Raw genomic sequence first — 24,769 nt, 5'->3', positions numbered from 1 at the left:
GTAAATGACACAATCCCTTCCTGCCTTCTGGGCAGTGATTCCCGCGGCGGGCGTTGGAGCTCGCATGGCGGCAGACCGTCCCAAGCAGTACCTGCAACTGGGCGGCCTCACGATTCTTGAACACAGCCTGCTTTGCTTTCTCGATCATCCCCGGCTCAAGGGGCTGGTGATCAGTCTGGCCGCGGACGACCCTTACTGGCCTATGTTGCCCTGCGCGCTGGATTCGCGAATTCAGCGGGTCGCGGGTGGCAAGGAACGGGCGAACTCGGTCCTCAATGCATTACTGCACTTGCACGCCAGTGGAGCCGATGACGACGACTGGGTACTGGTACACGATGCCGCGCGACCGAACCTGGCTCGCTCGGACCTGGACAACCTGCTCAGTGAACTGGCTGACGATCCGGTCGGTGGACTGCTCGCGGTTCCGGCCAGAGACACGTTGAAACGCGCCGATAGCAATGGCCGCGTGACCGAAACCGTTGATCGCAGCCTGATCTGGCAAGCGTACACGCCTCAGATGTTTCGACTGGGCGCGTTGCATCGGGCGCTGGCGGACAGCCTGGTGTCGAATGTTCCGATTACCGATGAAGCTTCGGCGATCGAATGGGCAGGGCAGTCGCCACGTCTGATTGAAGGCCGGGCCGACAATATCAAAGTGACCCGCCCGGAAGATCTGGAATGGCTTCGGCAGCGTCGGGGTGAGTTCAACCGCTGATTTGCATACCGATAAATTTCAATGTGGGAGCGAATTCATTCGCGAGAAGGCGGGCCTGCCACCCCCCATCTACGTCCTCTGGAATATTTTTCGCGAATGAATTCGCTCCCACGGTAAGTCCAGTATTAGGCTTCACTGGCTGTATTCGTCCCGCAACGCCAACCCCGTCTTCAAATAGTCCACCAGCTTTCTGACCTTCGGCGATAAATGCCGCTGCTGTGGGTACAACGCCCACACCGCTGTGCCAGGCGGCTGATGAGTCTCGAGCAGAGAGATCAGCGCGCCGCTGTTCAAATGTTCAAGCACGTAATAATCGGGCAACTGACACATCCCCACTCCCTGCAGCGCGGCGTCCAGCACCGCTTGCCCGCTGTTACAGCGCCAGTTTCCCTGTACACGTTGAGAAATCTCCCGCCCGTTCTGTTGTAGCAGCCAAGTGTCGGAACTACCGATCAGGCAGTTATGCCGGCTCAGCTCCGACAAACTATGGGGTCTGCCATAGCGTTCCAGATAAGAGGGCGAGGCGCAAAGGTACATGCGTCGGGGCGCCAGGCGGGTGGCTACCAGCCGTGACTCCTGCAGACGACCCAGGCGGATTGCCAGATCCATGCCTTCGTGCACCAGATCCAGCGTGTTGTTGGTCAGTTCGATGTCGACACGCAGTTGCGGGTAGTCGTCCATGAACCGGGTGACCAGAGGCGCGATGAAACGCTCGCCATACGCCACCGCACAGGTCATGCGCAACAGGCCTTTCGGTTCGCTGGTCAGGTCACCCACCGCACGCAGTGCCTCTTCGCGACCATCCTGCAAGCGCTGGCAATGATGCAGAAACGTCTGACCCGCTTCGGTCAGCGCCACCTTGCGCGTGCTGCGGTAGAGCAGGCGGGTTTGCAGCCGCTCTTCCAGCCGCGCTATCTGCCGACTGATGTGTGAGGAGGAAACCCCCATCCGCTCCGCAGCTGCCGTGAACTGCCCGCTCTCAGCCACCGCCACGAATTCATCCAGCCCATCCCACCGATTGGTGTACATCGATTATCCCTGTACAGCATTAATGTTTTGCTTTTGAGCGGATTATTAATCAAACGGCACTGCTTTACACTCTGGGCTCGTTTTTACTTCGCTGGAGATGATGATGATCAAGTCACGTGCTGCCGTTGCTTTCGCGCCCAACCAACCGCTGCAGATCGTCGAAGTGGACGTTGAAGCTCCGAAGGCCGGCGAGGTGTTGATCCGTACCGTCGCCTCCGGCGTCTGCCATACCGATGCGTATACCCTTTCTGGTGCCGACTCCGAAGGCGTATTTCCTTGCATTCTCGGCCACGAGGGTGGCGGTATCGTTGAAGCGGTGGGTGAGGGCGTGACGTCGCTGGCCGTGGGCGATCACGTGATTCCGCTGTATACCGCCGAATGTCGCGAGTGCAAATTCTGCAAGTCCGGCAAGACCAACCTCTGCCAGAAGGTACGCGCCACCCAGGGCAAGGGCCTGATGCCCGACGGTACTACCCGTTTCAGCTACAACGGCGAGCCTGTTTACCACTACATGGGTTGCTCGACCTTTTCCGAGTACACCGTGGTCCCGGAAATTTCCCTGGCGAAAATTCCCAAAGAAGCGCCGCTGGAGAAGGTCTGCCTGCTCGGCTGCGGCGTGACTACCGGTATCGGCGCCGTGCTGAACACTGCCAAGGTTGAAGAAGGCGCAACCGTTGCGATCTTCGGGCTGGGCGGCATTGGGTTGGCGGCAATCATCGGCGCGAAAATGGCCAAGGCTTCGCGCATCATCGCCATCGACATCAACCCGGCGAAATTCGATGTGGCACGTGAACTGGGCGCCACCGATTTCGTCAACCCGAAAGAGCACACCAAGCCTATCCAGGACGTGATCGTCGAACTGACCGATGGCGGCGTCGATTACAGCTTTGAATGCATTGGTAATGTGAACCTGATGCGCGCGGCACTGGAGTGCTGCCACAAAGGCTGGGGCGAGTCGGTCATCATCGGCGTCGCGCCTTCAGGTCAGGAAATCGCGACCCGTCCATTCCAACTGGTGACCGGTCGCGTCTGGCGCGGTTCGGCGTTCGGCGGCGTGAAGGGTCGTACCGAGCTGCCAAGCTATGTCGAAAAATCCCAAAAGGGCGAAATCCCGCTGGACACCTTCGTCACTCACACCATGGGTCTGGACAGGATCAACGAAGCGTTCGATCTGATGCACGAAGGCAAGAGCATCCGTTCGGTCATCCATTTCTAAGAAGCAGCGACGAGCTACAAGCTTCAAAGCTGCAAGAAGGCGCGCCACTCTCCTTTTGCAGCTTTTGGTTGAAGCCCGTTGCTGGGAGGTACGACGATGAGTCTGGAAAATATTTCGTGTCAGAAAAGCTTCGGTGGCTGGCATAAACGTTACAAACATCACTCCGATGTGCTCGGTTGCGACATGGTGTTCGCAGTCTATCTGCCGCCTCAGGCCGAGCAGGGCGGCAAGTTGCCGGTGGTGTATTGGCTGTCGGGCCTGACTTGCACCGATGAAAACTTCATGCAGAAGGCCGGCGCTCAGCGCATCGCCGCAGAGCTGGGACTGATCATCGTGGCGCCGGACACCAGCCCCCGTGGCGCCGATGTACCGGGCGATCCGGACAACGCCTATGACTTCGGTCTCGGCGCGGGCTTCTATCTGAATGCGACCCAGCAACCCTGGGCCCGGCATTACCGCATGTATGACTACGTGGTCAGCGAACTGCCCGCGTTGATCGAAGCGCATTTCCCGGCCTCGGAGAAACGCAGCATCAGCGGCCATTCGATGGGGGGTCATGGCGCGTTGGTCTGCGCGTTGCGCAATCCGGGGCGTTATCGATCGGTGTCGGCTTTCTCGCCGATCACTAATCCGATGGACTGCCCCTGGGGGCAGAAAGCCTTCTCCCGCTATCTGGGCGAAGACCGCTCGCGCTGGCGCGAATGGGACGCCAGCGTCTTGATTACCGACGCAGTCGAGCGTCTGCCACTGCTGGTGGATCAGGGTGACCGCGACGACTTCCTGGCCAATCAGCTCAAGCCCGAAGCGTTGGTGCAGGCGGCCAAGGCGGTCGCTCATCCGCTGGAGCTGCGTCTGCAGCCGGGTTATGACCACAGCTATTACTTCATCGCCAGCTTCATCGAAGACCACCTGCGCTACCACGCTCTGGCATTGGCAGGCTGACAACGGCGCAAGAACTGTCCTGCCGTTCACGCGCCACGCTGTCGCTGGGCAAACACGGTCCTCTGTGGGAGCGAATTCATTCGCAAAAAATAGGTCAGGCGATAGAGATGCATCGAATGGACGAGCCTCTCATTGGAATGCCGCCCGGAATAAATTCGCTCCCACGGGTTTCGCGTACATCCGCAACCTCTGCAGCGGATAAAACCCAGCCGTCGTGAACCCGCTCATTCCCACGGTGCGTGAGTCGTTACCTGACAAGTAGTGTGTCAGGCAGCCGGACGCCCTAATGTCCGACAAAGTAGGTAGAATCACGCCCTGACTTTTTCAGGGCGTTTTTTTATGCGTATTGGCCACGGCTATGATGTGCACCGTTTCGCTGAAGGCGATTTCATTACCTTGGGTGGGGTGCGGATCGCGCACAAGTCCGGTTTGCTTGCGCACTCCGACGGCGACGTCCTGCTGCATGCGTTGAGCGATGCCCTGCTGGGCGCCGCTGCGCTGGGCGACATCGGCAAACATTTTCCCGATACCGACCCGCAATTCAAGGGCGCCGACAGCCGCGTGTTGCTGCGTCACGTGCTCAAACAGGTCCAGGCCAAGGGCTGGAAGGTCGGCAATGTCGACGCCACCATCGTCGCTCAGGCCCCAAAAATGGCGCCGCACATCGACGCCATGCGTGCGTTGATCGCTGAAGACCTGCAGGTCGGGCTCGATCAAGTCAACGTCAAGGCCACCACCACCGAAAAGCTGGGTTTCACCGGCCGTGAGGAAGGTATCGCGGTGCACGCCGTCGCGTTGTTGATTGCCGCATGACCGAATTCGAACTCTTGGGCCCGCGGGCCTATGGCGATGCACTGGGTACGGCCGTGCTCAAAGCCATTGCCGAAGATTTCCAGGTAGACGAAGTACTGGATATTCCGCTTTCCGGCGATGGCGAGCACCTGTGGTTATGGGTCGAGAAGCGCGGGCTGAACACCGAAGAAGCCGCGCGGCGTTTGGCCAAGGCTGCCGGCGTGCCGCTGCGCACCGTGGCTTACGCAGGCTTGAAAGATCGTCAGGCGCTGACGCGGCAGTGGTTCAGCATCCAGTTGCCGGGCAAGGCTGACCCGGACATGTCGGCGGCCGAGAATGACACGCTGAAGATTCTCGACAGCAAGCGTCACAAGCGCAAATTGCAACGCGGTGCCCATGCTGCCAACGGCTTTACCCTACGCCTTACCCAACTGAAGGCTGATCGGACAGAACTCGACGAGCGCCTGGAAACCATCAGGCTGCGGGGCATCCCCAATTATTTCGGCGCCCAGCGTTTTGGCTACCAGGGCGGTAACGTTGGCGAAGCCCGTCACTATGCCGAACGTGAGGCTTTGCCTGAGCAGCGCAATGTGCGCTCCCGATTGCTGTCCACGGCGCGCAGCTACCTGTTCAATCAGGTGCTGGCCGCGCGGGTCGCCGATGGCAGTTGGCAGCAGGCTCAGGTGGGCGATCTGTTGGCGTTCACCGACAGCCGCAGCTTCTTCCCGGCCGGTGAGGCCGAGTGCAGTGACCCGCGTCTGGCGATTCTCGATCTGCATCCCACCGGTCCTCAGTGGGGTGAGGGCGATTCTCCGGCCGCCGGTGCTACTGCCGAGCTTGAAAACAGCATCGCCCGGCGTGAGTCAGCGCTCTGTAACTGGTTGATAAAAGCAGGAATGGAACACGAACGGCGTATCCTGCGACTGCCCATCGGGCGGTTGACGTGGCATTATCCCGAGCCTGACATTCTGCAACTGGAATTCGTCCTGCCAGCCGGATGCTTCGCCACCGCATTGGTGCGTGAACTCGTCGATCTGGCGCCCGCAGGACAGACGGACAGCTCATGCGTATTCTGATTTCAAATGATGATGGGGTCTCGGCACCCGGACTCGCTGCGCTTCACGCGGCGCTTGCGGACTATGCCGAGTGCGCGATCATCGCTCCCGATCAAGACAGAAGCGGCGCCAGCAGCTCGCTGACCCTTGATCGCCCGCTGCATCCTCTTCAGCTGGATAACGGGTTCATCAGTCTCAACGGCACACCCACCGATTGCGTGCATCTAGGCATCCACGGGCTGCTCGAGCAAGAGCCGGAAATGGTGGTCTCAGGCATCAATATGGGCGCCAATCTGGGCGACGACGTGCTGTATTCCGGCACCGTGGCAGCTGCACTGGAAGGACGATTCCTGCAACGCCCGTCATTTGCCTTTTCATTTTTGTCGCGTCAGGCCGATAACCTGGCAACTGCCGCGCATTACGCCCGGCTCCTGGTCGAGGCGCACGAGCAACTCGATCTTCCACCGCGTACAGTATTGAATGTGAATATTCCTAACTTGCCGCTGGAACACGTGCGCGGCATTCAACTGACTCGTCTGGGGCATCGCACCCGCGCTGCGGCGCCGGTTCGCGTAGTCGATCCGCGTGGCCGCGCCGGGTACTGGATTGCCGCTGCCGGCGACGCCGAGGATGGCGGGGCGGGCACCGACTTCCATGCCGTGCTGCAAGGGTATGTGTCGATTACGCCATTGCAGTTGGATCGAACCTATCAGGACGGTTTCAACAGCCTGAACGCATGGCTGGAGGGAATGGCCTGATGTCGCGTGAACAAGATGATCTGTTACGGCGTGGCGTGGGTTTCACTTCCCAACGTACCCGCGAGCGTTTGATTCAGCGGCTGTACGAAGAAGGCATCAGCAACACCCAAGTGCTTGACGTCATTCGCAAGACACCTCGTCATCTGTTCGTGGACGAGGCGTTGGCGCATCGCGCTTATGAAGACACCGCATTGCCGATCGGCAACAACCAGACCATTTCCCAGCCTTACATGGTCGCGCGCATGAGCGAGCTACTGCTGGCGGCCGGCCCGTTGGACAAGGTGCTGGAGATCGGTACCGGGTCGGGTTATCAGACCGCTGTGCTGGCGCAACTGGTAGAACGGGTGTTTTCCGTCGAACGCATCAAGGTGTTGCAGGATCGGGCAAAGGAGCGTCTGGCCGAACTCAACCTGCGCAACATGGTGTTTCGTTGGGGCGATGGCTGGGAAGGCTGGCCGGCCCTGGCGCCGTACAACGGCATCATCGTCACCGCCGTGGCGACCGATGTGCCTCAGGCGCTTCTGGACCAACTGGCACCGGGCGGTCGTCTGGTGATTCCGGTGGGATCAGGTGAAGTGCAGCAACTGATGCTGATCATCCGCGAAGACAACGGCTTCTCCCGGCACATCCTGGGAGCGGTGAGATTCGTGCCCTTGCTCAACGGCCCGCTGGCGTAGGCACTGTTTTGCAGCTGCAATGAATTCTGTGAGGCGCCACCTGTCTACAGGCTGGCGATTTTCGATGGGGCCCTGGTCGGCTCGCTGCTCGCCGCACGTTGTCATGAAGTTTTTCGTAACCAGTTTCCCCATGGCTGCCTGTCATCATCAAGACACAATAGGCAGCTTTAATTCAGTCACCGGTAAAGGGAGTGGCGGGTGAGTCTCACAGTCATTCGGCAGCGTACGTTTTCAGCAAGTTTTCCACGTCTGGTGATTGGCATTGCCCTGAGTGTCCTTCTGGTTGGCTGCTCCAGCACGCCGTCGGGTGGAGTTCGTGTCGTCGATCGTAATGGCAAGCCGGCTGCACCGGTCCGCCAGCCTGTGACAACCGGTCAGTACGTCGTCAAACGTGGCGACACGCTGTTTTCTATTGCCTTTCGTTACGGCTGGGACTGGAAAGCGCTGGCTGCCCGCAACAATGTCCCCGAGCCCTATACCATTCATGTCGGTCAGACGATTCGCTTTGACGGCCGTTCGAATTCAACATCCGCTGCGATAGCGGCTGCGCCTGTCGTTGTTCCCCAGACCGCGACTGGTAGTTCCAGCTCGCCTTCGGGCTCGATCAAGACCACCGTCATTACACGCCCTGTTGATTCCACTTCAGGTAGTAACGGCCCGCCCGCAACTACCCCTGTAAACACTCCGGTAAACACGCCAGTGGTTGCTGGCGCGCGCTCGGCGAGTGGCTGGGCATGGCCAACTAACGGGGTTTTGATCGGCAAATTTTCTTCAAACGGTAGTTTGAATAAAGGCGTTGATATCGCCGGTGATTTGGGACAGCCTGTTTTGGCCGCGTCTGATGGTTCAGTGGTTTACGCCGGGAGTGGGTTGCGGGGCTACGGCGAATTAGTAATCATCAAACACAGCGATACCTACGTCAGTGCTTACGGTCACAACCGTAGGCTTTTGGTTCGGGAGGGGCAACAGGTCAAGGCAGGGCAGGCAATTGCCGAGATGGGGTCCACGGGGACTGACAGGGTGAAACTCCATTTCGAGATTCGCCGTCAGGGTAAACCGGTAGATCCGCTGGAATTCTTGCCACGTCGTTGATCGGTTACCAGCCTGTTCCTGCCGTAGAGGGGACAGGCTCACGTGATGCCAAGGAAAAAGGCGCCACTGGAGCTTGAGGTCGAACTCACCAAAGGACTATAACAATGGCTCTCAACAAAGAAGTGCCGGAGTTTGACATAGACGATGAGGTCCTCCTTATGGAGCACGGGATCGTCCTGGATTCTGCAGCGGATGAGAAGCCAGCTACACCTTCTGTTCGCGCGAAGACCAAAAACTCCACAGCACTCAAGCAACACAAGTACATCGACTACACGCGTGCATTGGATGCCACGCAGTTGTATCTCAATGAAATCGGCTTTTCTCCCCTGCTCTCTCCGGAAGAAGAGGTCCACTTTGCGCGTCTGTCGCAAAAAGGGGATCCGGCCGGACGCAAGCGCATGATTGAAAGCAATCTGCGCCTGGTGGTCAAAATCGCCAGACGCTACGTCAATCGTGGTCTGTCATTGCTGGACCTGATCGAGGAGGGCAATCTTGGCCTGATTCGAGCGGTCGAAAAATTCGATCCGGAGCGTGGTTTCCGGTTCTCCACGTATGCGACTTGGTGGATTCGTCAAACCATCGAGCGCGCGATCATGAATCAGACGCGGACCATCCGCTTGCCGATTCATGTGGTCAAGGAGCTCAATGTCTACCTGCGGGCGGCGCGGGAATTGACCCAGAAACTCGATCACGAACCTTCCCCTGAAGAAATCGCCAACCTGCTCGAGAAGCCGGTCGGTGAGGTCAAGCGCATGCTGGGCCTGAATGAACGAGTGTCTTCGGTGGACGTGTCGCTGGGCCCGGACTCCGACAAGACGTTGCTCGATACGCTGACTGACGATCGTCCTACCGATCCCTGTGAGTTGTTGCAGGACGATGATCTATCCCAGAGCATCGATCAGTGGCTATCCGAGCTGACCGACAAGCAACGTGAGGTGGTGGTACGTCGCTTTGGCTTGCGCGGTCATGAGAGCAGCACGCTTGAGGACGTAGGGCTGGAAATCGGCTTAACCCGTGAGCGCGTGCGGCAGATTCAGGTAGAAGGACTGAAGCGTCTACGGGAAATTCTTGAAAAGAACGGCCTGTCCAGCGAGTCACTGTTTCAGTGAGTCAGCTGCTTTATCCCCAAAATTAGTAGCGAAATAGCATCATAAAAAGACCCCAGTTAGTTGGGGTTTTTTGTTGCGACTATTTGAAGTGGAAGTCATTAATTTCAGCCTACATATATGTTGGTTTTAATATGTGAGGTGATCGTGGGGATATCTAACTTTAGTTGTAAGACATTTCTTACCTAGACTGTCAGTGATTACACTATTTTCTGACAGTGAGAGGCGTGCTCAGGTGAGCGATATTATTTATCTGGTTGATTTATCAGGTTTTATTTTAGCTTACTTATGAGTCTCTGTATTTTTTAGCAAACTCCGGGGTCTTGCTCTGCGCCGATAAATCACTAAGATCAGAACTGTACCAACGGATCGGTACAGGCGGTCAAGGAAGACTGCTCAAGGACATCGCAGGATGCGATTCATCAGGATGATGAAAAAGGATTGAAGGGATTACGGAAAAAATGTGGGCGGGTAAAACCGCCCCTTTTTTTTGCTCGCGAGAAAGCGGCCGCGGCTACATCTTGCAAAATGCAAAAAGGCCCCGAAGGGCCTTTTTGTTTTCGGTCATCGCGCCGAAGCTTAACGCTCCAGATCAGCGATCTTGCCAGGCTTGCCATCCCATTCTTCTGCGTCAGGCAGTGCGTCTTTGCGCTCGGTGATGTTGGGCCAGATGTCTGCCAGCTCAGCGTTCAGCGCAATGAAATTCTCCATGCCGGCCGGAATCTCGTCTTCCGAGAAAATCGCGGTGGCAGGGCACTCAGGCTCGCAAAGCGCGCAGTCGATGCACTCGTCCGGGTGAATCACCAGGAAGTTCGGGCCTTCGTAGAAGCAGTCCACCGGACAGACTTCTACGCAGTCGGTGTACTTGCACTTGATGCAGTTGTCGGTGACGACGAAGGTCATTTCTAATTTTCTCCTCAGGCGGCGGCAGCAGAGCCCTTCACGTCAGGGTTGCTCGGTTGGGATCGTTCCCGGGCCATTCAGAACACAGTCAGTCCAGTCCTCAGCCGACAAAGGCACGAGGACGCGGCTTGGTTCGCCATGCTCGAACGCGGCTCGGATCTCATACAGCCAGGCTAGAGGCCGTACCGTTCCCAAACCGCGCGGGATTCTAACAGCTTGTTGCAAATACCGTTAGATCCGCTTTTGCAGTCCATATAACAATTCGATCGCCTGACGCGGCGTCATGTCGTCGATCTTCAGCTTCGACAATTCTTCCAGCACAGGGTGCGGCAGGGTCGCGAACATGTCTGCCTGCTGTGGTGCTGGCGACTTGCCGGGCTTGGGTTTGGGTTGCTCGTGGGGCAGGCTGGTGGTTTCAAGGCGCTGCAAGTGCTCCTTGGCGCGAGTGATCACCGGGCCTGGAACCCCCGCCAACTGGGCCACGGCCAGCCCATAGCTCTGGCTGGCAGGCCCCGGCAGCACGCGATGCAGGAACACGATACGTTCGTTGTGTTCCGTTGCGTTGAGGTGCACGTTCGCCACCAACGGCTCGCTCTCCGGCAATACGGTCAGCTCGAAATAGTGGGTGGCGAACAGGGTGTAGGCGCGTAGCTGGGCGAGACATTCTGCCGCAGCCCAGGCCAGGGAAAGGCCGTCGAAGGTGCTGGTCCCGCGCCCGACTTCGTCCATCAGCACCAGACTTTTGTCGGTAGCGTTATGCAGGATGTTCGCTGTTTCGCTCATTTCGACCATGAACGTCGAGCGTCCGCCTGCCAGATCATCGCTGGAGCCGATGCGGGTGAAGATGCGGTCGACCAGTGAAAGCTCGCAACTGGCAGCCGGAACGAAACTGCCGATATGCGCCAGCAGCACGATCAAGGCGGTCTGGCGCATGTAGGTGGATTTACCGCCCATGTTAGGACCGGTAATGACCAGCATGCGGGTGTTGTCATTCAGATCCAGATCGTTGGCCACGAAGGGCGATGTCAGCACCTGTTCGACCACCGGGTGACGGCCTTGCTCGATACGCATGCAAGGCTCATCGGTGAACCGCGGGCGGTTCAGGTCCAGATTCAGCGCGCGCTCGGCCAGGTTACTCAGCACGTCCAGTTCGGCCAGCGCCGCAACGGTGTCCTGCAGCGGCGCGAGATGACCGATGAGGTCTTCCAGCAACGCCTCGTAAAGCATTTTTTCCCGAGCCAGGGCGCGGCTCTTCGCCGACAGCGCCTTGTCTTCGAACTCCTTGAGCTCCGGCGTGATGAAGCGCTCGGCACCCTTGAGCGTCTGGCGGCGAATGTAGTCGGCAGGTGCCTGCTCGGCCTGCTTGCTTGGCAGCTCGATGAAGTAGCCGTGCACTCGGTTGTAACCGACCTTGAGATTGGCCAGGCCAGTACGGGCCTTCTCGCGGGTTTCCAGATCAATCAGGAACTGGCCGGCGTTCTCGCTCAGCGACAGCAGTTCGTCCAGCTCGCCGTCATAACCGGTCTTCAGTACACCGCCGTCACGGATGACCGCAGGCGGGTTGTCGATGATCGCCCGTTGCAGCAGGTCGGCGAGTTCCGGATAAGTACCGGCCGTTTTCGCCAGTTGCTGAATATGCGGAGCCTCGAGTTCGGCCAGCGCCAGTTGTAGCTCCGGCAGCGCGCCAAGGGCGTCACGCAGGCGCGCCAGATCCCTTGGGCGAGCGTTGCGCAGGCCGATTCGGGCGAGAATCCGCTCGATGTCGCCAATTTCCTTGAGCTGTGGCTGCAGGTTCTCGAAACGGTAGCGCTCAAGGAAACAGCCAATCGATTCCTGGCGGGCCTGCAGGATTTTCAAATCGCGCAGCGGCCGGTTCAACCAACGGGTCAGCAGGCGGGTTGCCATTGCGGTCTGGCAACGGTCCATGACCGATTGCAGGGTGTTATCACGACCTCCTGCCAGATTGGTGTCCAGCTCCAGATTGCGGCGGCTGGCACCGTCCAGGATCACCGTGTCATCCATGCGCTCATGACGCAGGCTGCGCAAGTGAGGCAGGGCGGTGCGCTGAGTTTCCTTGGCATAGCCCAGTAGGCAGCCGGCTGCGCCGATTGCCAGGGTCAGGGTTTCACAGCCGAAGCCCTTGAGATCCTGGGTCGAAAACTGCTGACACAGACTTTTGTGCGCTGAGTCCCGCTCGAAATCCCAAGGCGCGCGACGGCGCGAACCACGGCGCTTCTCGGCGGGCAGACCTTGAGGCCAGTCATCCGGGATCAGCAATTCAACCGGGTTGATGCGCTCGAGTTCGGCCAGCAGATCTTCCCAGCCCTTGATCTCCTGAACGGTGAAGTTGCCGCTGGTAATGTCCAGCACGGCAAGGCCGAACAGGCGTTCATCACCCAGCACAGCGGCGATCAGGTTGTCGCGACGCTCGTCGAGCAGCGCTTCATCACTCACAGTCCCCGGCGTGATGATGCGTACTACCTGGCGCTCGACCGGGCCTTTGCTGGTAGCCGGATCGCCGATCTGCTCACAGATCACCACCGACTCACCCAGCTTCACCAACTTGGCCAGGTAGCCCTCGGCGGCATGATAGGGGATGCCGCACATGGGGATGCTCTGCCCCGCCGACTGGCCGCGTGCGGTCAGGGTGATGTCCAACAGCTTGGCGGCCTTTTTGGCGTCTTCGTAGAAAATCTCGTAGAAGTCGCCCATTCGGTAGAACATCAACTGGTCCGGATGCTGGTTTTTTAGCTTCCAGTACTGTTGCATCATGGGCGTGTGCGAAGAGAGATCGGAAATTGCTTTATTCATCAGTTATTTAGGCAAATTCGTTGGGAGATTTGGGCAAATGGAGAGTGCCGCGTGGAACACCACCTACGTGGGCCGACGTCAAATCCGATTGCTTTTGCGATGGGCGCAAGGTTATCACGCACGTTCGCTGACCGCAGGTTTGGCTTATTCGTCACTGCTCGTTTCCAGATCGACAAAAAGGCCGTTTAGCTGGCTAGGATGTCGGGCAACTGCCTGATTCGGGGCAGCAATCTGGAATAAGGAGCTTTATTTATGCGACGCAAACGCGGAAGGGATTCAACCAACGGGCGCTTCATCACACTTGACGAGGCCAAAAAACGGCCCCGGGAAACCATCGTCGAAACGGTCAGGAAACCGTGTCCTAAAGAGAAACCGGAGCCCGGCAAGCTACCGCAGCCCGCATAGGTCACCCCGCAGGCGCGGTCGCGATGCCCCCGCGTCCTGCCTTGCGCGTTCGCTACGCTCGTGTAGCGTGTATCTATCGCTTGCATGTCATGGAGAGTTTCTGTGGATGACATTACTCAACTGGCCGCCACTTTGGGTCAGCGCCTGTTGGAAACACAGGCGCAGGTCAGCACCGCCGAATCCTGCACTGGTGGCGGCATTGCTGAAGCCATCACGCGCATCCCCGGTAGTTCGACCTGGTTCGAAGCCGGTTATGTCACCTATTCCAATCGCCAGAAGACGCAGCAACTGGATGTTCCGGAACAATTGTTCAGTCGTGTTGGCGCCGTCAGTCGGGAAGTGGTCGAAGCCATGGCCCGGGGCGCTCAGGCCAACAGCACTGCGCGGTTCTCGGTTGCGGTCAGCGGCGTGGCCGGTCCTGACGGCGGCTCTGCGGAGAAACCGGTAGGCACTGTATGGATCTGCTGGGGCGCGGCCGAACAGCTCATTGCCGAGCGTTTCCAGTTCGCCGGCGACCGGGACGCGGTACGCCGACAAACGGTGAAAGCCGCGCTAGAGGGACTGATTCGGTTCACGCGCGGAGAAATACCAAATCAGGGGTAGGCGCGCGCGCAGCCCTGTGGAATAATACTGTCTACTTATACAGTTATATCGGCCATTAGGCCTAACCGATTACGAGAGGACTTCAATGGACGACAACAAGAAGAAAGCCTTGGCTGCGGCCTTGGGTCAGATCGAGCGTCAGTTCGGCAAAGGCGCCGTGATGCGCATGGGTGACCATGACCGCCAGGCTATTCCTGCTATCTCCACCGGCTCTCTGGGTCTCGATATCGCTCTGGGTATCGGCGGCCTGCCAAAAGGTCGGATCGTTGAAATCTACGGTCCTGAGTCTTCCGGTAAAACTACCATGACCCTTTCGGTTATCGCTGAAGCTCAAAAGATGGGCGCCACCTGTGCGTTCGTCGATGCCGAGCACGCCCTCGACCCTGAATACGCCGGCAAACTGGGCGTCAACGTCGATGACCTGCTGGTATCGCAACCGGACACCGGTGAACAGGCTCTGGAAATCACCGACATGCTGGTGCGTTCCAATGCCATTGACGTGATCGTGGTCGACTCCGTGGCCGCTCTGGTGCCAAAGGCTGAAATCGAAGGTGAAATGGGCGACATGCATGTCGGCCTGCAGAATGCAGTATTGAGGGTTGCGGCGTAGGTTTGGTTCACTTAGGAGGTCTCCCTTCCCTCTTGTAGGGGTACGCCCTAAGCTAATCAATAAGTTTCGATTGACAATTAATTCGAGTGGTCGGTGAGAATGGATCAGGCAAAAAGCAAAGCACTAGAGGCAGCTCTGTCCCAGATTGAGAAGCAGTTTGGTAAGGGCGCTATCATGCGTCTTGGTAGTGACCGAACGATGGACATCGATGTTGTGTCCACTGGATCGCTGGGGTTGGACATTGCACTTGGGGTGGGCGGTCTGCCTCGTGGTCGTATTGTTGAAATCTACGGCCCTGAATCTTCCGGTAAAACCACTCTCACTCTATCTGTTATTGCCGAGGCTCAACGCCAAGGTTTGACATGCGCCTTCGTCGACGCAGAACATGCACTTGATCCAATCTATGCCGCCAAGCTTGGTGTTAATATTGATGATCTTTTGTGCTCTCAGCCTGATACTGGCGAACAGGCTCTTGAGATTGTAGATATTCTAACCCGCTCGGGTGCGGTCAATCTAATTGTTGTTGACTCAGTTGCAGCGTTAGTTCCAAAGGCTGAAATCGAAGGTGAAATTGGTGATTCTCACGTAGGTCTTGCCGCCAGGATGATGAGTCAGGCGATGCGTAAGATTACGGGTAACTTAAAGAACTCCAATACCATGTGTATCTTCATTAACCAGATTCGTATGAAGATTGGTGTAATGTTCGGTAGTCCAGAAACTACTACTGGTGGTAACGCGCTGAAATTCTACGCCTCGGTTCGCCTTGATATTCGTCGTATTGGTGCGGTCAAGGAGGGCGACGAAGTGGTCGGAAGTGAAACTCGTGTCAAAGTCGTCAAGAACAAAGTTGCTGCGCCTTTCAGACAAGCAGAGTTCCAGATAATCTACGGTCACGGTATTAGCAAGGCTGGTGAGATCGTAGACCTCGCTGTTGCACATAATTTTATTGAGAAGTCGGGGGCTTGGTACGCTTTTGAAGGAAGCAAGATCGGCCAGGGTAAGGCAAACACAATGAAGTGGCTGATGGACAATAAAGCAGCCATGGATAAGATTGAAGGCCTGATTCGTGAGAAGCTCATGCCTAAAGGTAAGGCTGAAGCTCCGCTGGCCATCGAAGAAGAGCCTGCTGAAGACATGTGATGATAAGTGTGCGGCCAAGGATGGCCGCTGACTCTTCTTCTCCAGTACTCTGAAAATGAGCTTACTAAGGAGCCTAGCTGTCTAAGCTAGGCTTTTTTATTACGTGGTAGAGCCCTTAGGCTTACTCAAGCGTCTCACGCGCAGAACACTTTTAGCCTCCGCTTGCGAAGGCCTAGAGCTCTTCGTAAGGCAGTTGACTTTGGGCTAGATTCTTTGTCTACCTACACGGGTACAGGCAACTGAGGGTTGATAAGCAATAAATGTTTACCAACGACATTCTGCTCGGCCATGTTGTTGTGAGCGCTCCATACCTCATCAAGCGCGTAAGTGGCCGTGACCGAAGAATACATTTGCACACACTTGTCTTGAGCGAGTTTTGCCATAGCCATGCTGATGGAGCCGCGCTCTATCAGGTTGGTGTAGGGACGATAGTGATGAACAACATACGATTCGTAGCACATAAACTGTGACGGCTCGCCTGGAGCTCTTTCATGGGAGAAGTTTAGGTATGCGCCAGACCTATTTATCAGATCGAGAGTTTCCGCTCCGATCTCACCGCCTATCCCATCCATGACGAGCATGAAGCCGATATCTGAGGTGATAGCTAAAGCCTTTTCACACCAATCTGGGTCTGAGTAATCAACGACATGCTCGATTTGCTCTTCAAGCATAAAACGAAGCTTTTCCCTACCTTTGTCTACGCCTACAACGTTAGCCCCGGCTTGCATCGCTGCTCTCGCCAGCATGTAACCAACACCTGAGGCTGCGCCGACTACCAAAACCCAATCATCCTCCAGGACACCAACTTCTTCGATGAGCAGTGCTGCGTCAACGCCGTCATGTATCAGTGCGGCTGCTTGAACAAAGTCAAGATCATCCGGAATCTGAGTGATATCAGCCAAACTGCACGCAACTTTCTCCGCATAGCATCCGCTCGTCGTCCTTACCACCACACGTGATCCTAGTAGGCGGGGATCAACTTCTTCTCCGACGGCAATTACCACGCCAGCCCCGCCACAACCCGGAATGTATGGAAGCGACTGAGGTTCTTGCCCCTTTCCAGAACGGATGACATCGTCAAGGGAAGTAATGTCGCTCACCGCTAGCTCAACGACCACCTGGTATGGCCCAGCGACAGGATCTTCGATATTCACGTACTCAAGGACGCCTGGCCCCCCAAACTTAGATACTCTGATTGCGCGCACTGTCGGCATCCTTCCTTATTACGGCATTCCGGGCTTCGCGCCCACATGATCTTGTCTTGTCAGTTAGGTACTAACCCTGATCGGTTTGGTGCCAAAGACGTCTCAGCGTGCTTTCGGCCATACCCAATTCCTTTGCGGCTTGTGCCTGGGTTAAACCCTTGGTCTTGAGATCTTGCACAGCCAGACGCTTACGGCGCGCTTCAACCGTGGCAGTCGTCTCCATTGCTTTAGGTTCGACAGGTAGCTGCCTGTCGGCTAGATCTAGCCCTTCCAGTTCAGTTAGGCAGTTTTGGAGCATCTCTCGAGCACTTCGCCGCTCATGGGAGGCCAAGGCGAGGATAAGCATCGAGGCAGGTTGAACGCTCAACGCAGCAGCGATCTCGCTCGCGGCATCGAGCGTGACCGACCCTCTTGCAAGCTCTAAATGACTCACGTGGGTTTGGCTCACCGCACCTGACATTTCGGCTTGGGTAAGTCCTCGCTCAGTGCGGAGCAACTGAAGCACTGCCGCGTAGCAATTTCGCAGCGACATTCCGGTATTCCATCAAAAAGAACGATATGCCGGATTTGTTCGCCGTCAAACAAACAGATATATCTGTACAGTTGGCGGATTAGCGCGATATCCTCATTCCTGCTGCGGTAGCGGCCTTTGCTGCCATGGTGATTTCTTAAATATTGACAGCGCGGGAGTAGGCAATGGACAGCTCGGTTGAGCATGACCTCCTTGGGGATCCAGGAGTCGTCACAGCTGGATCAGACCTGACTCTCGAAGACCTACTCAAGGCCGTAAGGCAGCAGTATCGGCACATGCCTTGTTGTGTGGTCGAGGACTGGATCATCTTCGATGTGACGGTCACTGATGATGAGCTAGCGAGGGTTCATGCTGCAGGCTGTATCCCGATGATCCTGTACGCGCACAACGTCATCCATGACGACAACAGAAGGTTTGAGCTAGGTTCGTGGGTCAGGTCGACCATTGCGATTTCTTTTAAGGAAGGATTTCTGTTCACGACGCGTAATACCGTCTACGTCTTGAAAGGCGCCGGGCACCGCAAGTCTGGATCGCTCAAAGCGATCTACTCCCTTTACTGAATTTGGTGCATCGCCAGGCGGTGCCAGCTACAGAGAAGCCTCAAATGTTTTGCACGCAAGAAAACCAGATGGCTGGATTTCCAGGAATGTTCGGTGACGGCCTCGCTCATTGGCATGGCGTGTCCAGAGCTCTCAAGACCCATTGGTATCACGTGAGTGTGAAACGTTGGGAAGATGAGCGTTTTGTTTCCGTCCAGGAGTTCGTGAATGACGCGGTGAGGCTTCATCAGCTCCTCAGTCTGCAGGACGAATCGTTCAAAGTGACCGAGGTACAAGTCGTCACGCCAGGCTGGGTCAACGGTGGGAATTCTTGGCGAATGGAGCGGCTTCAATCCCTGATCATGGGGTTCGATACCAACGAAGTCCCAAAGTGTGTTTTTGAAGTTGAAGGTGGGGCGACCTATCACGACTCACATGACCCAGATTTTGATCCCGGTTCTCTGACAGTTGTCAGAAATCTGTATCGCGCCTTGGTGTAGCGAGGCTCCAGACGCTTGTCGCTACTGGAGCATCCTGCCTGGGATACTCCGGACAACCAGACCCTTTTGGAGGTTTCCATGAGAGCAATTGTTGAAGTTGATCTGTACGGCAAACGCCACACTGACTTTGAGCTTCACCGGATTAGGCGAGCCGAGTTTGAAGGTTTTCCGGAGCCTGTGACCGCTTACCTGACTGACGCATTTATCAGCGCTCTCGCTGCGGTGGGAATCGTCTTCGGCCACATCCGGAAGGATAAATATGGGCGCTTGGGTGATGGGCATCTGATTCGTACTTCTGATGTCGTCAAAGCCGAGAAGGAAGGCCGGTTTTGGGTGTTGACTACAGTCAACTCCCGATATGTGCTTGCAACGTTCCAGAAGGGAATTGGTCGCGCGAGCTTGCACGAATATCTCCGAATGTCGGGAGGTCAGCATCATCCGACCCCGCGTCGTTTTCAGTAGCAGTCATCTACTTGACCGACGTGATCGTTCGTCTCAGACTTTGATCGAGGTGGTGCGATGATCGTGAGGAAGGGTGAGGTCATTACGATTGCTTCGGGAATATTCGAGGGGTATGACCGTGCTGGCCCTTTCGTTGCCACGCAGGATATCGACGTTGATGCCATCGTTGCGGATGCCGTGGCGCGTATTAAAAAGCCTTGGGAGTTGCGTGGTGTGTTGTCGGAAATCCCCAAGCAGTTGTACGAGCGGGGACTTATCGAAAAGCTCTCGTGCCGGAGGATTTACCTCGGCGGATTGAGTGATGTCGATATCCGTGAAGAAGCGGACGAGGCGTGGGAAGTCTGACCACTCGGGCACCCTTCATCGGTGTTGGGCGTGCCCTTTCAGGGCCAGCTGTCGTGAACCGAGCCCCTACAGGTCTCGGCCCTCACGGGCTTCCATCTTCACGCCTATGGCCATCATGGCCGGCGCGCTCTGCTTGCTCAAGTGCATGACGTGGCTACGTTGGCAGGACGTAATCAACAGCGCGGCTAAGTAGTTCTGGAAGTCCCTATGGTGTTGCCGCTGACCGAAAACTGACCCATTAAAGGCTGTTCTGCCGACTGAAAACTGACCCAGGTGTTCAACTGCTTCTGCTCACTTTTCGAGCAGGAGAACACCAGGTGATCAGCATGGAAATGATGGGAAAAATTCGGCGGATGTATTTCCGCGACAAGCTGTCGCTTCACCAAATAGCCAAGCGTACCGGGCTGTCCAGGAACACCATCCGTAAGTGGATCAGAGCCCCCGAAACCAAACAGCCGGTGTACCAGCGGCAAGCCGCTTTCAACAAGCTCAGTCCTTTCCACGAAATACTGGAGCAGGCACTCAAAGCCGATTCGCTTCGGGCCAAACACAACCGCAGAACCGCCAAGGCTCTCTTCGAGCAGATCAAAGCCGAGGGCTACGACGGCGGCTACAGCCAACTGACCGCATTCATCCGCGCGTGGCGCGGCGAGCAAGGAAAATCCTGCGAGCCTTTGTGCCGTTGACGTTCGCGTTGGGCGAGGCTTTCCAGTTCGACTGGAGTGAAGAAGGTCTGCTAATCGGTGGGCTGTTCAGGCGGATCCAGGTCTCCCACATGAAGCTCTGTGCCAGCCGCGCATTTTGGCTGGTGGCCTATCCCATCCGGGGTTGTAGGTTTCATGTTCAAAACTCACGACACTTTCGAACGATGCAGGGCGGTTTGGGGAGCTTTCAAAAGTGGATGGCTAGGGTTCTTATCACCAAGATTTCTAAAAGACCCAGAATGACTCAGACTGGCGGTAATTGTTCCCAATCACCATTTGATGTCTGAGTCGCTATTCATGGAAATCAGCACCAATCCTCCAGATGATGTACCTAACCTTCAGCGGGTAGTACAGCGCAAGCTCGGGCGCTGCTTGCTGCACTTGCAGCAATACGAAAAGCTGCTGAAAACAATGGTTTCTCACAGCGAGCTGAGTGGCCCCGCGAGTCAGATGCATGCTATCCGCGAGCAGAAGATCGGCAGTGTCCAGCAGCAGACTTTGGGCACTCTGGTTAAGATGCTGACCGAAAGCCATCTGACCTCGCCAATGGTTGAGGAAGCAATGTCTCAGGCAGGAACTGATTCAACTGATCAAAGCTGGGTCAGCTTTCGATTTCGGGTGGAAATCTCATCGGAGCGCTACGACACTACGAAGATAGCTCTCAAGGAACTGGTCGCGCTGCGCAACACAATGGTTCATCACTTTATCGATCAATTCGATCTCTGGTCAGCCGTGGGCTGTTCGGCGGCGGATGAGTACCTGGAGGAAAGCTACAAAACTATCCATCAGCACTACCTGAACCTACGTGACTGGGCCAAATCCATGTCCGAGGCCCAAACTGCGATGGCCTCCTGGCTAGATAGCCAAGACTGTGAGGATAGCCTTGAAAGCGCTTGGGCAAATGCTACAGGCAATCGGCCTGAAAGTGAGATATGCCGCAGTTTGCACGAGGCCGAAATCAAGCTTGGTGAAGACGGATGGACTCATCTGGGAGCAGCCATCCGATGGATAGCTCGTTCATACCCGGAACAGAAACCTGAGCGCTACGGTTTTAAAAGCTGGAAACAGCTCCTGCATGAGTCCGGACAATTCGAGATTCGGAACGCCCGAGCTCATAATCAGCCCACCGTGGTGTGGTATCGCAGTAAGGCTTGCTGATCAGCGCAGCAGGTAGAGGTTGAGCCAGGGCAGCCGCAGCCGCAGCGGCAGCGATTGCTATGGCGGGCCGATTTATCGGCTTTGTTTTTGGGCCTCTTCCGAGGTAACTGCCGGGCCTAGCAGTGAGTAGTAGCGGATGTGAAATTCCGCCTCACCTGTTCGACCTTCCAATCTAGCCCTGAGCGCCATGCTTAGATGCCAGTACCGCGCGTGCCTCAAACTCCCCAACTGATGCCTTGACCTCGTATTCAATTCCCCGATCTCCCTGTCCGAATGATTTGATCGAGTGGTCAGTTTTTATCGGAGGTGAGTCGGCATTCAAGGCTCGGGCGAAGGGATCTTCTCTACGACAGTCGGTCGGATGAGTGTTAAGGGATAACCGCACTGTCATTAAAATGGGCTCCCTTCGATGCTTGACCTTTAAGGTAAGTATGGTGCTCCGCTGTCACGACTGATAGTCCGTTTACGGGGTCGCTCAACACTACGTCGCCGGTTGCTGGCCGGATCATGAAGTTGGAAATGCTAAGGTCATAATCCGTCTTGGCGACGTAGTCCGGTAGCAGGGCCAGCATCGCCTCCAGGGCGTGTTTGGTGTGGTCTGAGGGGCGCAGCGTCGCAATCAGCTCCAAGATATCCAACCGTTCGTCCATGTCCGTGACCAAAGCTCCGTGCTCCTCTCCGGTGAGGTGCTCGACGATTTCAGATATTGCTAGGTATTGGTCAGATTCCGGTAGAAGCGGCGCTAGCCGTTCCAAATGAGCCAGCCAGAGATAGTCGGGATCAGATTGGTCATCTCGATAAATTGCGACTGCCCCGTAGTCTTGCAGCATTCCTACCACACCGGTCAGGCCCATTTCCTTGGCTCTCCTCGCAAAGTCGTGGGTAGCGTTGTCCAGCGACAGGCGATAAATCGAACTTGGGGTTTCGCCCTCAAAGAGGACGCTGAATGAGCCTTCGCCGATGATCTTTTTATCCGCCAGAGGGTGGCACTGTCGAACCCGCTCAAAGGCTGGCCCAACAAGAACCTCTTGTTGGCTAGGGTCGTAGCCGTCCTCCAACCCTGTCATCAGATTCGATTTCCCTTAGAAAGGTTACATGGCTCGCACAGCAATTGGAGATTACGCACCGTGTTGCTACCTCCTAATGAGAACGGCACGATGTGATCGAAACACAGCAGTTGCCTAGTACCACATTCAACGCACATGCCTGTATCCCTCTGCCAAACCTCACGTTGCACAGCCCGAGGAATTGCCTCGCGCCTGGGCGCAGGGGGCTTCGGTATCGGCATGATGGAGGCATCCACTCGAACCAACGCTTTTCCGTCGAAGCTTTTAGGCTGGTTGTTGCTCTGAGCCGTCGCCTTCACGGGTGGAAGGATGAGTTTTAGTGACAAGGCTCGGATGTACGCCACCAGGTCATCAGCCTCAGTTGCGCTTTTGAGGACTACCTTAAGTGCTGGCTCTCCTTTCTTGAGACCCGCTGATGCATAGGTGCCACTGTGTCGCCCTGATTCGCCTGGATACTCTAAGGCTATCTCAGGGATTTCCTGGCCTTCCGGTGGATATGGTAGCCAAACGAAACAAGCATCCTGCTTATTGGGTTGGTCGACCTGTACAACCGCCTCAATCTCATTGATCTTGAAAGCCTTGACCTTGACCGTCTCGCGAGTTGGCCCACCAAACTCCAGACCAAAGAGCTCAACAACTGTGTCCTTCAACATATATCTTCCTAAAATCGGACGTGCCGTTTCATCCTGATGACGAATGTAACCATAAAACGCATTTGAGATGGCGAAGCGTATGCGTGCTAAATAAGTGCACCAGCGGCGATTCAGTCTGCCTTGGTTCCCAGACAACATACCCGTTTCGATTGGCAAACCATCGCTCACCGGCTCCGCCGTGATGCGAAGCCGTTGGTTCCGAGTTTTATGAGGGATAAAAACAGTCGCGAGTGAGTTTCAGTGATCAGCCTGAGACCTCCTTTCACCGCAGGTTACTGTTTCTCTGGGCCCTCGTGCGTAACTCCGAGGGCCTCAATCAATTGCGGCCCCTGGTTACGAACATTGCCCACATCCTTGCCAACCTGATACCAATGAAAATCCTCCGTTGGCCGGCAGCCCTGCACCGCGATCTCCGCTGCACGCTCCGGTAAGGGTTCAGGGGCAATCCACTCCCGCGCGAGCGCTGGGCTCAGCACCAATGGCTTGCGATCATGGATGTCGACCATCCCTTGATCAGAGTCAGCCGTGATGATGACAAAGCCGTCTCGATCATCGGGCTCCAGGCCTTTATGTACCTCTGCCAGCCCAGCGAAGAACATCGAGATCTGCTCTTTCAACGTGATGAAGTACGGCTGTTTCTTTTTGGGATCAATTGGGTCTTTGACCCACTCATACCACCCATTTGCCGGTGCCAGAACGCGCCCATTCGGCCAGAGCTGCTTGAAGAATTTGCCGGTCATGACGGTCTCGACGCGCGCATTGATCGGGTCTGGACGTTTGCCTTTTGCCCAAAGCGGAGACCAGCCCCACCGCACCTTGTCCACGCTGAGGGCATCGCCAACCGGGCGGATGATCTCCACTCGGGTGGACGGTGCCACGTTGTACCGCTCGATTGGCCAAAGGTCATAACCGTTGATCACGAGCTGCTTCGGAGCGAGCTCCTTCAGGTAGTGATCCATCGATTCGTAGAGGGAGTACCGTCCGAACGTGATGTCACCCGTCGTAATTTTCTGGTTATGAGATTGACCGCAGGCGATCCAGATCGTTAACTGTATATACATACAGTTTGATATTGCAAGGCGCGCATCATGAGCATCACCATTCTAGGCTCGGCAGCCACTGGCGGCGAAAAGCTGCCGATGTACTCGTTCCACGTGCCAGCCGGCTTCCCGTCCCCTGCAGCAGATCACATTGAAAAGCACATCTCGCTCGACGAGCTGTTCGACATCCGGGCGCCGCACGTGTACCTCGTGAAGATTGATGGGGACAGTATGCAAGGGGCTGGGATTTACAGCGGTGATCTGGTGATTGTGGATCGTAGCCTCTACGCCGAGCATGGCGACGTTGTGATCGCGGCGCTGAACACCGAGCCGTTGTGTAAGCGGCTCCATATGCGCGAGAACTCCGTGATCCTCATGTCCGAGAATCCCAAATATCCACCGCGTCACGTGATGGAAGGAGACGAGCTCGTCATCTGGGGCGTGGTCAAGTATAGCGTTCGCGATCATGACCAAACCTGAACCAGTCTTCGCGCTGATCGACTGCAACAGCTTCTACGCAAGCTGTGAGCGCGTCTTTCGGCCTGATCTTGCGAAGACACCGATTGTCGTTTTGAGCAACAACGATCTGAGGGGTGGAAACCGTTAGTAAATCCTGTAGAGTCCGCGCCACCTCCTGAGCCGCTCTGGGACAGACCTGTCCGGCCTTCAGAAGGAATCCATTCGTAGTGGTTTAAGGCAGCGGTATGAGG

General features: G+C 56.3%; 25 protein-coding genes and 3 pseudogenes. 20 read left to right on the top strand and 8 right to left on the bottom strand.

All coding sequences use genetic code 11. The features are described 5' to 3' along the window. The first annotated feature begins 4 nt into the window (after window positions 1-4). Window positions 5-715 carry a 2-C-methyl-D-erythritol 4-phosphate cytidylyltransferase gene (gene ispD, locus ACRER8_RS12980; RefSeq protein WP_431746658.1) on the top strand — a complete coding sequence of 237 codons (711 nt, stop codon included), beginning with the start codon at window positions 5-7 and terminating at the stop codon, window positions 713-715. A 132-nt stretch (window positions 716-847) separates the two neighbouring features. Here ispD and ACRER8_RS12975 read toward each other — a convergent pair whose 3' ends face one another. After that, window positions 848-1,744, bottom strand: coding sequence for a LysR substrate-binding domain-containing protein (locus ACRER8_RS12975; RefSeq protein ID WP_431746657.1), 897 nt, complete (start codon window positions 1,742-1,744; stop codon window positions 848-850). Window positions 1,745-1,847: 103 nt separating this feature from the next. On the opposite strand from ACRER8_RS12975, the gene ACRER8_RS12970 reads away from it, so the two are divergent. From ACRER8_RS12970 to rpoS, 8 genes are all read left to right on the top strand, one after another. Continuing rightward, window positions 1,848-2,960, top strand: a complete 1,113-nt coding sequence (locus tag ACRER8_RS12970) for an S-(hydroxymethyl)glutathione dehydrogenase/class III alcohol dehydrogenase (RefSeq protein WP_431746656.1) — start codon at window positions 1,848-1,850, stop codon at window positions 2,958-2,960. 96 nt (window positions 2,961-3,056) lie between these two features. After that, window positions 3,057-3,902, top strand: a complete 846-nt coding sequence (gene fghA / locus ACRER8_RS12965; protein ID WP_431746655.1) for an S-formylglutathione hydrolase — start codon at window positions 3,057-3,059, stop codon at window positions 3,900-3,902. 339 nt (window positions 3,903-4,241) lie between these two features. Beyond that, window positions 4,242-4,715, top strand: a complete 474-nt coding sequence (gene ispF / locus ACRER8_RS12960) for a 2-C-methyl-D-erythritol 2,4-cyclodiphosphate synthase (RefSeq protein WP_431746654.1) — start codon at window positions 4,242-4,244, stop codon at window positions 4,713-4,715. Then, window positions 4,712-5,770 (top strand): tRNA pseudouridine(13) synthase TruD, encoded by a 1,059-nt coding sequence (gene truD, locus ACRER8_RS12955; RefSeq protein WP_431746653.1) that lies wholly within the window; start codon window positions 4,712-4,714, stop codon window positions 5,768-5,770. Before ispF ends, truD begins: the two co-directional genes overlap by 4 nt. Beyond that, window positions 5,758-6,507 carry a 5'/3'-nucleotidase SurE gene (gene surE / locus ACRER8_RS12950; protein ID WP_431746652.1) on the top strand — a complete coding sequence of 250 codons (750 nt, stop codon included), beginning with the start codon at window positions 5,758-5,760 and terminating at the stop codon, window positions 6,505-6,507. Before truD ends, surE begins: the two co-directional genes overlap by 13 nt. Next, window positions 6,507-7,184, top strand: a complete 678-nt coding sequence (locus ACRER8_RS12945) for a protein-L-isoaspartate(D-aspartate) O-methyltransferase (protein WP_431746651.1) — start codon at window positions 6,507-6,509, stop codon at window positions 7,182-7,184. Before surE ends, ACRER8_RS12945 begins: the two co-directional genes overlap by 1 nt. A 198-nt stretch (window positions 7,185-7,382) precedes the next feature. Further along, complete coding sequence (locus tag ACRER8_RS12940; RefSeq protein WP_431746650.1) at window positions 7,383-8,276, top strand: peptidoglycan DD-metalloendopeptidase family protein; 894 nt, start codon at window positions 7,383-7,385, stop codon at window positions 8,274-8,276. A gap of 104 nt (window positions 8,277-8,380) precedes the next feature. Further along, window positions 8,381-9,385, top strand: a complete 1,005-nt coding sequence (gene rpoS / locus ACRER8_RS12935) for an RNA polymerase sigma factor RpoS (protein ID WP_431746649.1) — start codon at window positions 8,381-8,383, stop codon at window positions 9,383-9,385. 576 nt (window positions 9,386-9,961) lie between these two features. On the opposite strand, the gene fdxA is transcribed toward rpoS, so the two are convergent. Together fdxA and mutS are read right to left on the bottom strand one after the other, a co-directional pair. Beyond that, window positions 9,962-10,285, bottom strand: coding sequence for a ferredoxin FdxA (fdxA, locus tag ACRER8_RS12930; protein ID WP_431746648.1), 324 nt, complete (start codon window positions 10,283-10,285; stop codon window positions 9,962-9,964). A 231-nt stretch (window positions 10,286-10,516) separates the two neighbouring features. Beyond that, the gene (gene mutS / locus ACRER8_RS12925; protein ID WP_431746685.1) at window positions 10,517-13,084 is read right to left on the bottom strand and encodes a DNA mismatch repair protein MutS; all 2,568 of its coding nucleotides are present in this window, start codon (window positions 13,082-13,084) and stop codon (window positions 10,517-10,519) included. A 501-nt stretch (window positions 13,085-13,585) separates the two neighbouring features. Between mutS and ACRER8_RS12920 the strand changes: the two genes are divergently transcribed. The 3 genes and pseudogenes from ACRER8_RS12920 to recA all read left to right on the top strand — a co-directional run bounded on the left by ACRER8_RS12920 (window position 13,586) and on the right by recA (window position 15,854). Continuing rightward, complete coding sequence (locus tag ACRER8_RS12920; RefSeq protein ID WP_431746647.1) at window positions 13,586-14,104, top strand: CinA family protein; 519 nt, start codon at window positions 13,586-13,588, stop codon at window positions 14,102-14,104. An 85-nt stretch (window positions 14,105-14,189) separates the two neighbouring features. Then, window positions 14,190-14,708: pseudogene (locus tag ACRER8_RS12915) on the top strand (ATPase domain-containing protein); the annotation flags it as partial. Window positions 14,709-14,813: 105 nt separating this feature from the next. After that, the gene (gene recA, locus ACRER8_RS12910; protein WP_062383007.1) at window positions 14,814-15,854 is read left to right on the top strand and encodes a recombinase RecA; all 1,041 of its coding nucleotides are present in this window, start codon (window positions 14,814-14,816) and stop codon (window positions 15,852-15,854) included. Window positions 15,855-16,075: 221 nt separating this feature from the next. Here recA and ACRER8_RS12905 read toward each other — a convergent pair whose 3' ends face one another. Both ACRER8_RS12905 and ACRER8_RS12900 read right to left on the bottom strand, forming a co-directional pair. Continuing rightward, window positions 16,076-17,008 carry a zinc-binding dehydrogenase gene (locus ACRER8_RS12905; RefSeq protein WP_162770518.1) on the bottom strand — a complete coding sequence of 311 codons (933 nt, stop codon included), beginning with the start codon at window positions 17,006-17,008 and terminating at the stop codon, window positions 16,076-16,078. 121 nt (window positions 17,009-17,129) lie between these two features. Next, on the bottom strand, window positions 17,130-17,591 hold the full coding sequence (locus tag ACRER8_RS12900; RefSeq protein WP_062383002.1) for a helix-turn-helix domain-containing protein: 462 nt from the start codon (window positions 17,589-17,591) through the stop codon (window positions 17,130-17,132). Window positions 17,592-17,755: 164 nt separating this feature from the next. On the opposite strand from ACRER8_RS12900, the gene ACRER8_RS12895 reads away from it, so the two are divergent. The 6 genes and pseudogenes from ACRER8_RS12895 (at window position 17,756) to ACRER8_RS12870 (ending at window position 21,299) form a co-directional block, all read left to right on the top strand. Further along, window positions 17,756-18,151 carry a DUF6957 family protein gene (locus tag ACRER8_RS12895; protein WP_062382999.1) on the top strand — a complete coding sequence of 132 codons (396 nt, stop codon included), beginning with the start codon at window positions 17,756-17,758 and terminating at the stop codon, window positions 18,149-18,151. A gap of 44 nt (window positions 18,152-18,195) precedes the next feature. Further along, window positions 18,196-18,630 carry a hypothetical protein gene (locus ACRER8_RS12890; protein ID WP_062382996.1) on the top strand — a complete coding sequence of 145 codons (435 nt, stop codon included), beginning with the start codon at window positions 18,196-18,198 and terminating at the stop codon, window positions 18,628-18,630. 78 nt (window positions 18,631-18,708) lie between these two features. Next, the gene (locus ACRER8_RS12885; protein ID WP_062382994.1) at window positions 18,709-19,092 is read left to right on the top strand and encodes a hypothetical protein; all 384 of its coding nucleotides are present in this window, start codon (window positions 18,709-18,711) and stop codon (window positions 19,090-19,092) included. A 57-nt stretch (window positions 19,093-19,149) separates the two neighbouring features. Next, window positions 19,150-19,437: a hypothetical protein gene (locus ACRER8_RS12880; RefSeq protein ID WP_062382990.1), complete on the top strand. Its 288-nt coding sequence runs from the start codon at window positions 19,150-19,152 to the stop codon at window positions 19,435-19,437. A gap of 326 nt (window positions 19,438-19,763) precedes the next feature. Beyond that, window positions 19,764-20,266 (top strand): annotated as a pseudogene (locus ACRER8_RS12875) (IS21 family transposase); the annotation flags it as partial. A gap of 172 nt (window positions 20,267-20,438) precedes the next feature. After that, the gene (locus ACRER8_RS12870; protein ID WP_062383228.1) at window positions 20,439-21,299 is read left to right on the top strand and encodes an OST-HTH/LOTUS domain-containing protein; all 861 of its coding nucleotides are present in this window, start codon (window positions 20,439-20,441) and stop codon (window positions 21,297-21,299) included. A gap of 368 nt (window positions 21,300-21,667) precedes the next feature. Here ACRER8_RS12870 and ACRER8_RS12865 read toward each other — a convergent pair whose 3' ends face one another. From ACRER8_RS12865 to ACRER8_RS12855, 3 genes are all read right to left on the bottom strand, one after another. Next, entirely contained in the window at window positions 21,668-22,366 is a 699-nt protein-coding gene (locus ACRER8_RS12865) for a hypothetical protein (protein ID WP_193752086.1), read from the bottom strand. Continuing rightward, a complete protein-coding gene (locus ACRER8_RS12860; protein ID WP_431746646.1) occupies window positions 22,366-23,187 on the bottom strand; it encodes an HNH endonuclease in 822 nt (273 codons plus the stop codon). Before ACRER8_RS12860 ends, ACRER8_RS12865 begins: the two co-directional genes overlap by 1 nt. A gap of 104 nt (window positions 23,188-23,291) precedes the next feature. After that, complete coding sequence (locus ACRER8_RS12855; protein ID WP_274523307.1) at window positions 23,292-24,011, bottom strand: SOS response-associated peptidase family protein; 720 nt, start codon at window positions 24,009-24,011, stop codon at window positions 23,292-23,294. A 96-nt stretch (window positions 24,012-24,107) separates the two neighbouring features. Here ACRER8_RS12855 and ACRER8_RS12850 point away from each other — a divergent pair, with 96 nt between their 5' ends. Together ACRER8_RS12850 and ACRER8_RS12845 are read left to right on the top strand one after the other, a co-directional pair. Next, window positions 24,108-24,539 carry a LexA family protein gene (locus ACRER8_RS12850; RefSeq protein ID WP_062382965.1) on the top strand — a complete coding sequence of 144 codons (432 nt, stop codon included), beginning with the start codon at window positions 24,108-24,110 and terminating at the stop codon, window positions 24,537-24,539. Then, window positions 24,526-24,645 (top strand): annotated as a pseudogene (locus tag ACRER8_RS12845) (hypothetical protein); the annotation flags it as partial. The gene ACRER8_RS12850 and the pseudogene ACRER8_RS12845, both read left to right, overlap by 14 nt. Between the last annotated feature and the right edge of the window lie 124 nt (window positions 24,646-24,769).

It is taken from the genome of Pseudomonas sp., from assembly GCF_050739935.1.
Classification (GTDB): domain Bacteria; phylum Pseudomonadota; class Gammaproteobacteria; order Pseudomonadales; family Pseudomonadaceae; genus Aquipseudomonas.
Note: the sequence above shows the minus strand (reverse complement) of the source record. Positions and strands in the feature narration are given on the sequence as shown.

Bases quoted from the DNA above. Each gene is read 5' to 3' on its own strand.
- ACRER8_RS12865 (WP_193752086.1), bottom strand. From the start codon at position 22,366: ATGACAGGGTTGGAGGACGGCTACGACCCTAGCCAACAAGAGGTTCTT.
- recA (WP_062383007.1), top strand. From the start codon at position 14,814: ATGGATCAGGCAAAAAGCAAAGCACTAGAGGCAGCTCTGTCCCAGATT.
- fdxA (WP_431746648.1), bottom strand. From the start codon at position 10,285: ATGACCTTCGTCGTCACCGACAACTGCATCAAGTGCAAGTACACCGAC.
- rpoS (WP_431746649.1), top strand. From the start codon at position 8,381: ATGGCTCTCAACAAAGAAGTGCCGGAGTTTGACATAGACGATGAGGTC.
- ACRER8_RS12975 (WP_431746657.1), bottom strand. From the start codon at position 1,744: ATGTACACCAATCGGTGGGATGGGCTGGATGAATTCGTGGCGGTGGCT.
- ACRER8_RS12895 (WP_062382999.1), top strand. From the start codon at position 17,756: ATGGACAGCTCGGTTGAGCATGACCTCCTTGGGGATCCAGGAGTCGTC.
- ACRER8_RS12870 (WP_062383228.1), top strand. From the start codon at position 20,439: ATGGAAATCAGCACCAATCCTCCAGATGATGTACCTAACCTTCAGCGG.
- ispF (WP_431746654.1), top strand. From the start codon at position 4,242: ATGCGTATTGGCCACGGCTATGATGTGCACCGTTTCGCTGAAGGCGAT.
- ACRER8_RS12920 (WP_431746647.1), top strand. From the start codon at position 13,586: ATGTCATGGAGAGTTTCTGTGGATGACATTACTCAACTGGCCGCCACT.
- fghA (WP_431746655.1), top strand. From the start codon at position 3,057: ATGAGTCTGGAAAATATTTCGTGTCAGAAAAGCTTCGGTGGCTGGCAT.
- ACRER8_RS12945 (WP_431746651.1), top strand. From the start codon at position 6,507: ATGTCGCGTGAACAAGATGATCTGTTACGGCGTGGCGTGGGTTTCACT.
- ACRER8_RS12880 (WP_062382990.1), top strand. From the start codon at position 19,150: ATGATCGTGAGGAAGGGTGAGGTCATTACGATTGCTTCGGGAATATTC.
- ACRER8_RS12900 (WP_062383002.1), bottom strand. From the start codon at position 17,591: ATGTCGCTGCGAAATTGCTACGCGGCAGTGCTTCAGTTGCTCCGCACT.
- ACRER8_RS12885 (WP_062382994.1), top strand. From the start codon at position 18,709: ATGAGAGCAATTGTTGAAGTTGATCTGTACGGCAAACGCCACACTGAC.
- ACRER8_RS12890 (WP_062382996.1), top strand. From the start codon at position 18,196: ATGTTTTGCACGCAAGAAAACCAGATGGCTGGATTTCCAGGAATGTTC.
- ACRER8_RS12850 (WP_062382965.1), top strand. From the start codon at position 24,108: ATGAGCATCACCATTCTAGGCTCGGCAGCCACTGGCGGCGAAAAGCTG.
- truD (WP_431746653.1), top strand. From the start codon at position 4,712: ATGACCGAATTCGAACTCTTGGGCCCGCGGGCCTATGGCGATGCACTG.
- ispD (WP_431746658.1), top strand. From the start codon at position 5: ATGACACAATCCCTTCCTGCCTTCTGGGCAGTGATTCCCGCGGCGGGC.
- ACRER8_RS12970 (WP_431746656.1), top strand. From the start codon at position 1,848: ATGATCAAGTCACGTGCTGCCGTTGCTTTCGCGCCCAACCAACCGCTG.
- surE (WP_431746652.1), top strand. From the start codon at position 5,758: ATGCGTATTCTGATTTCAAATGATGATGGGGTCTCGGCACCCGGACTC.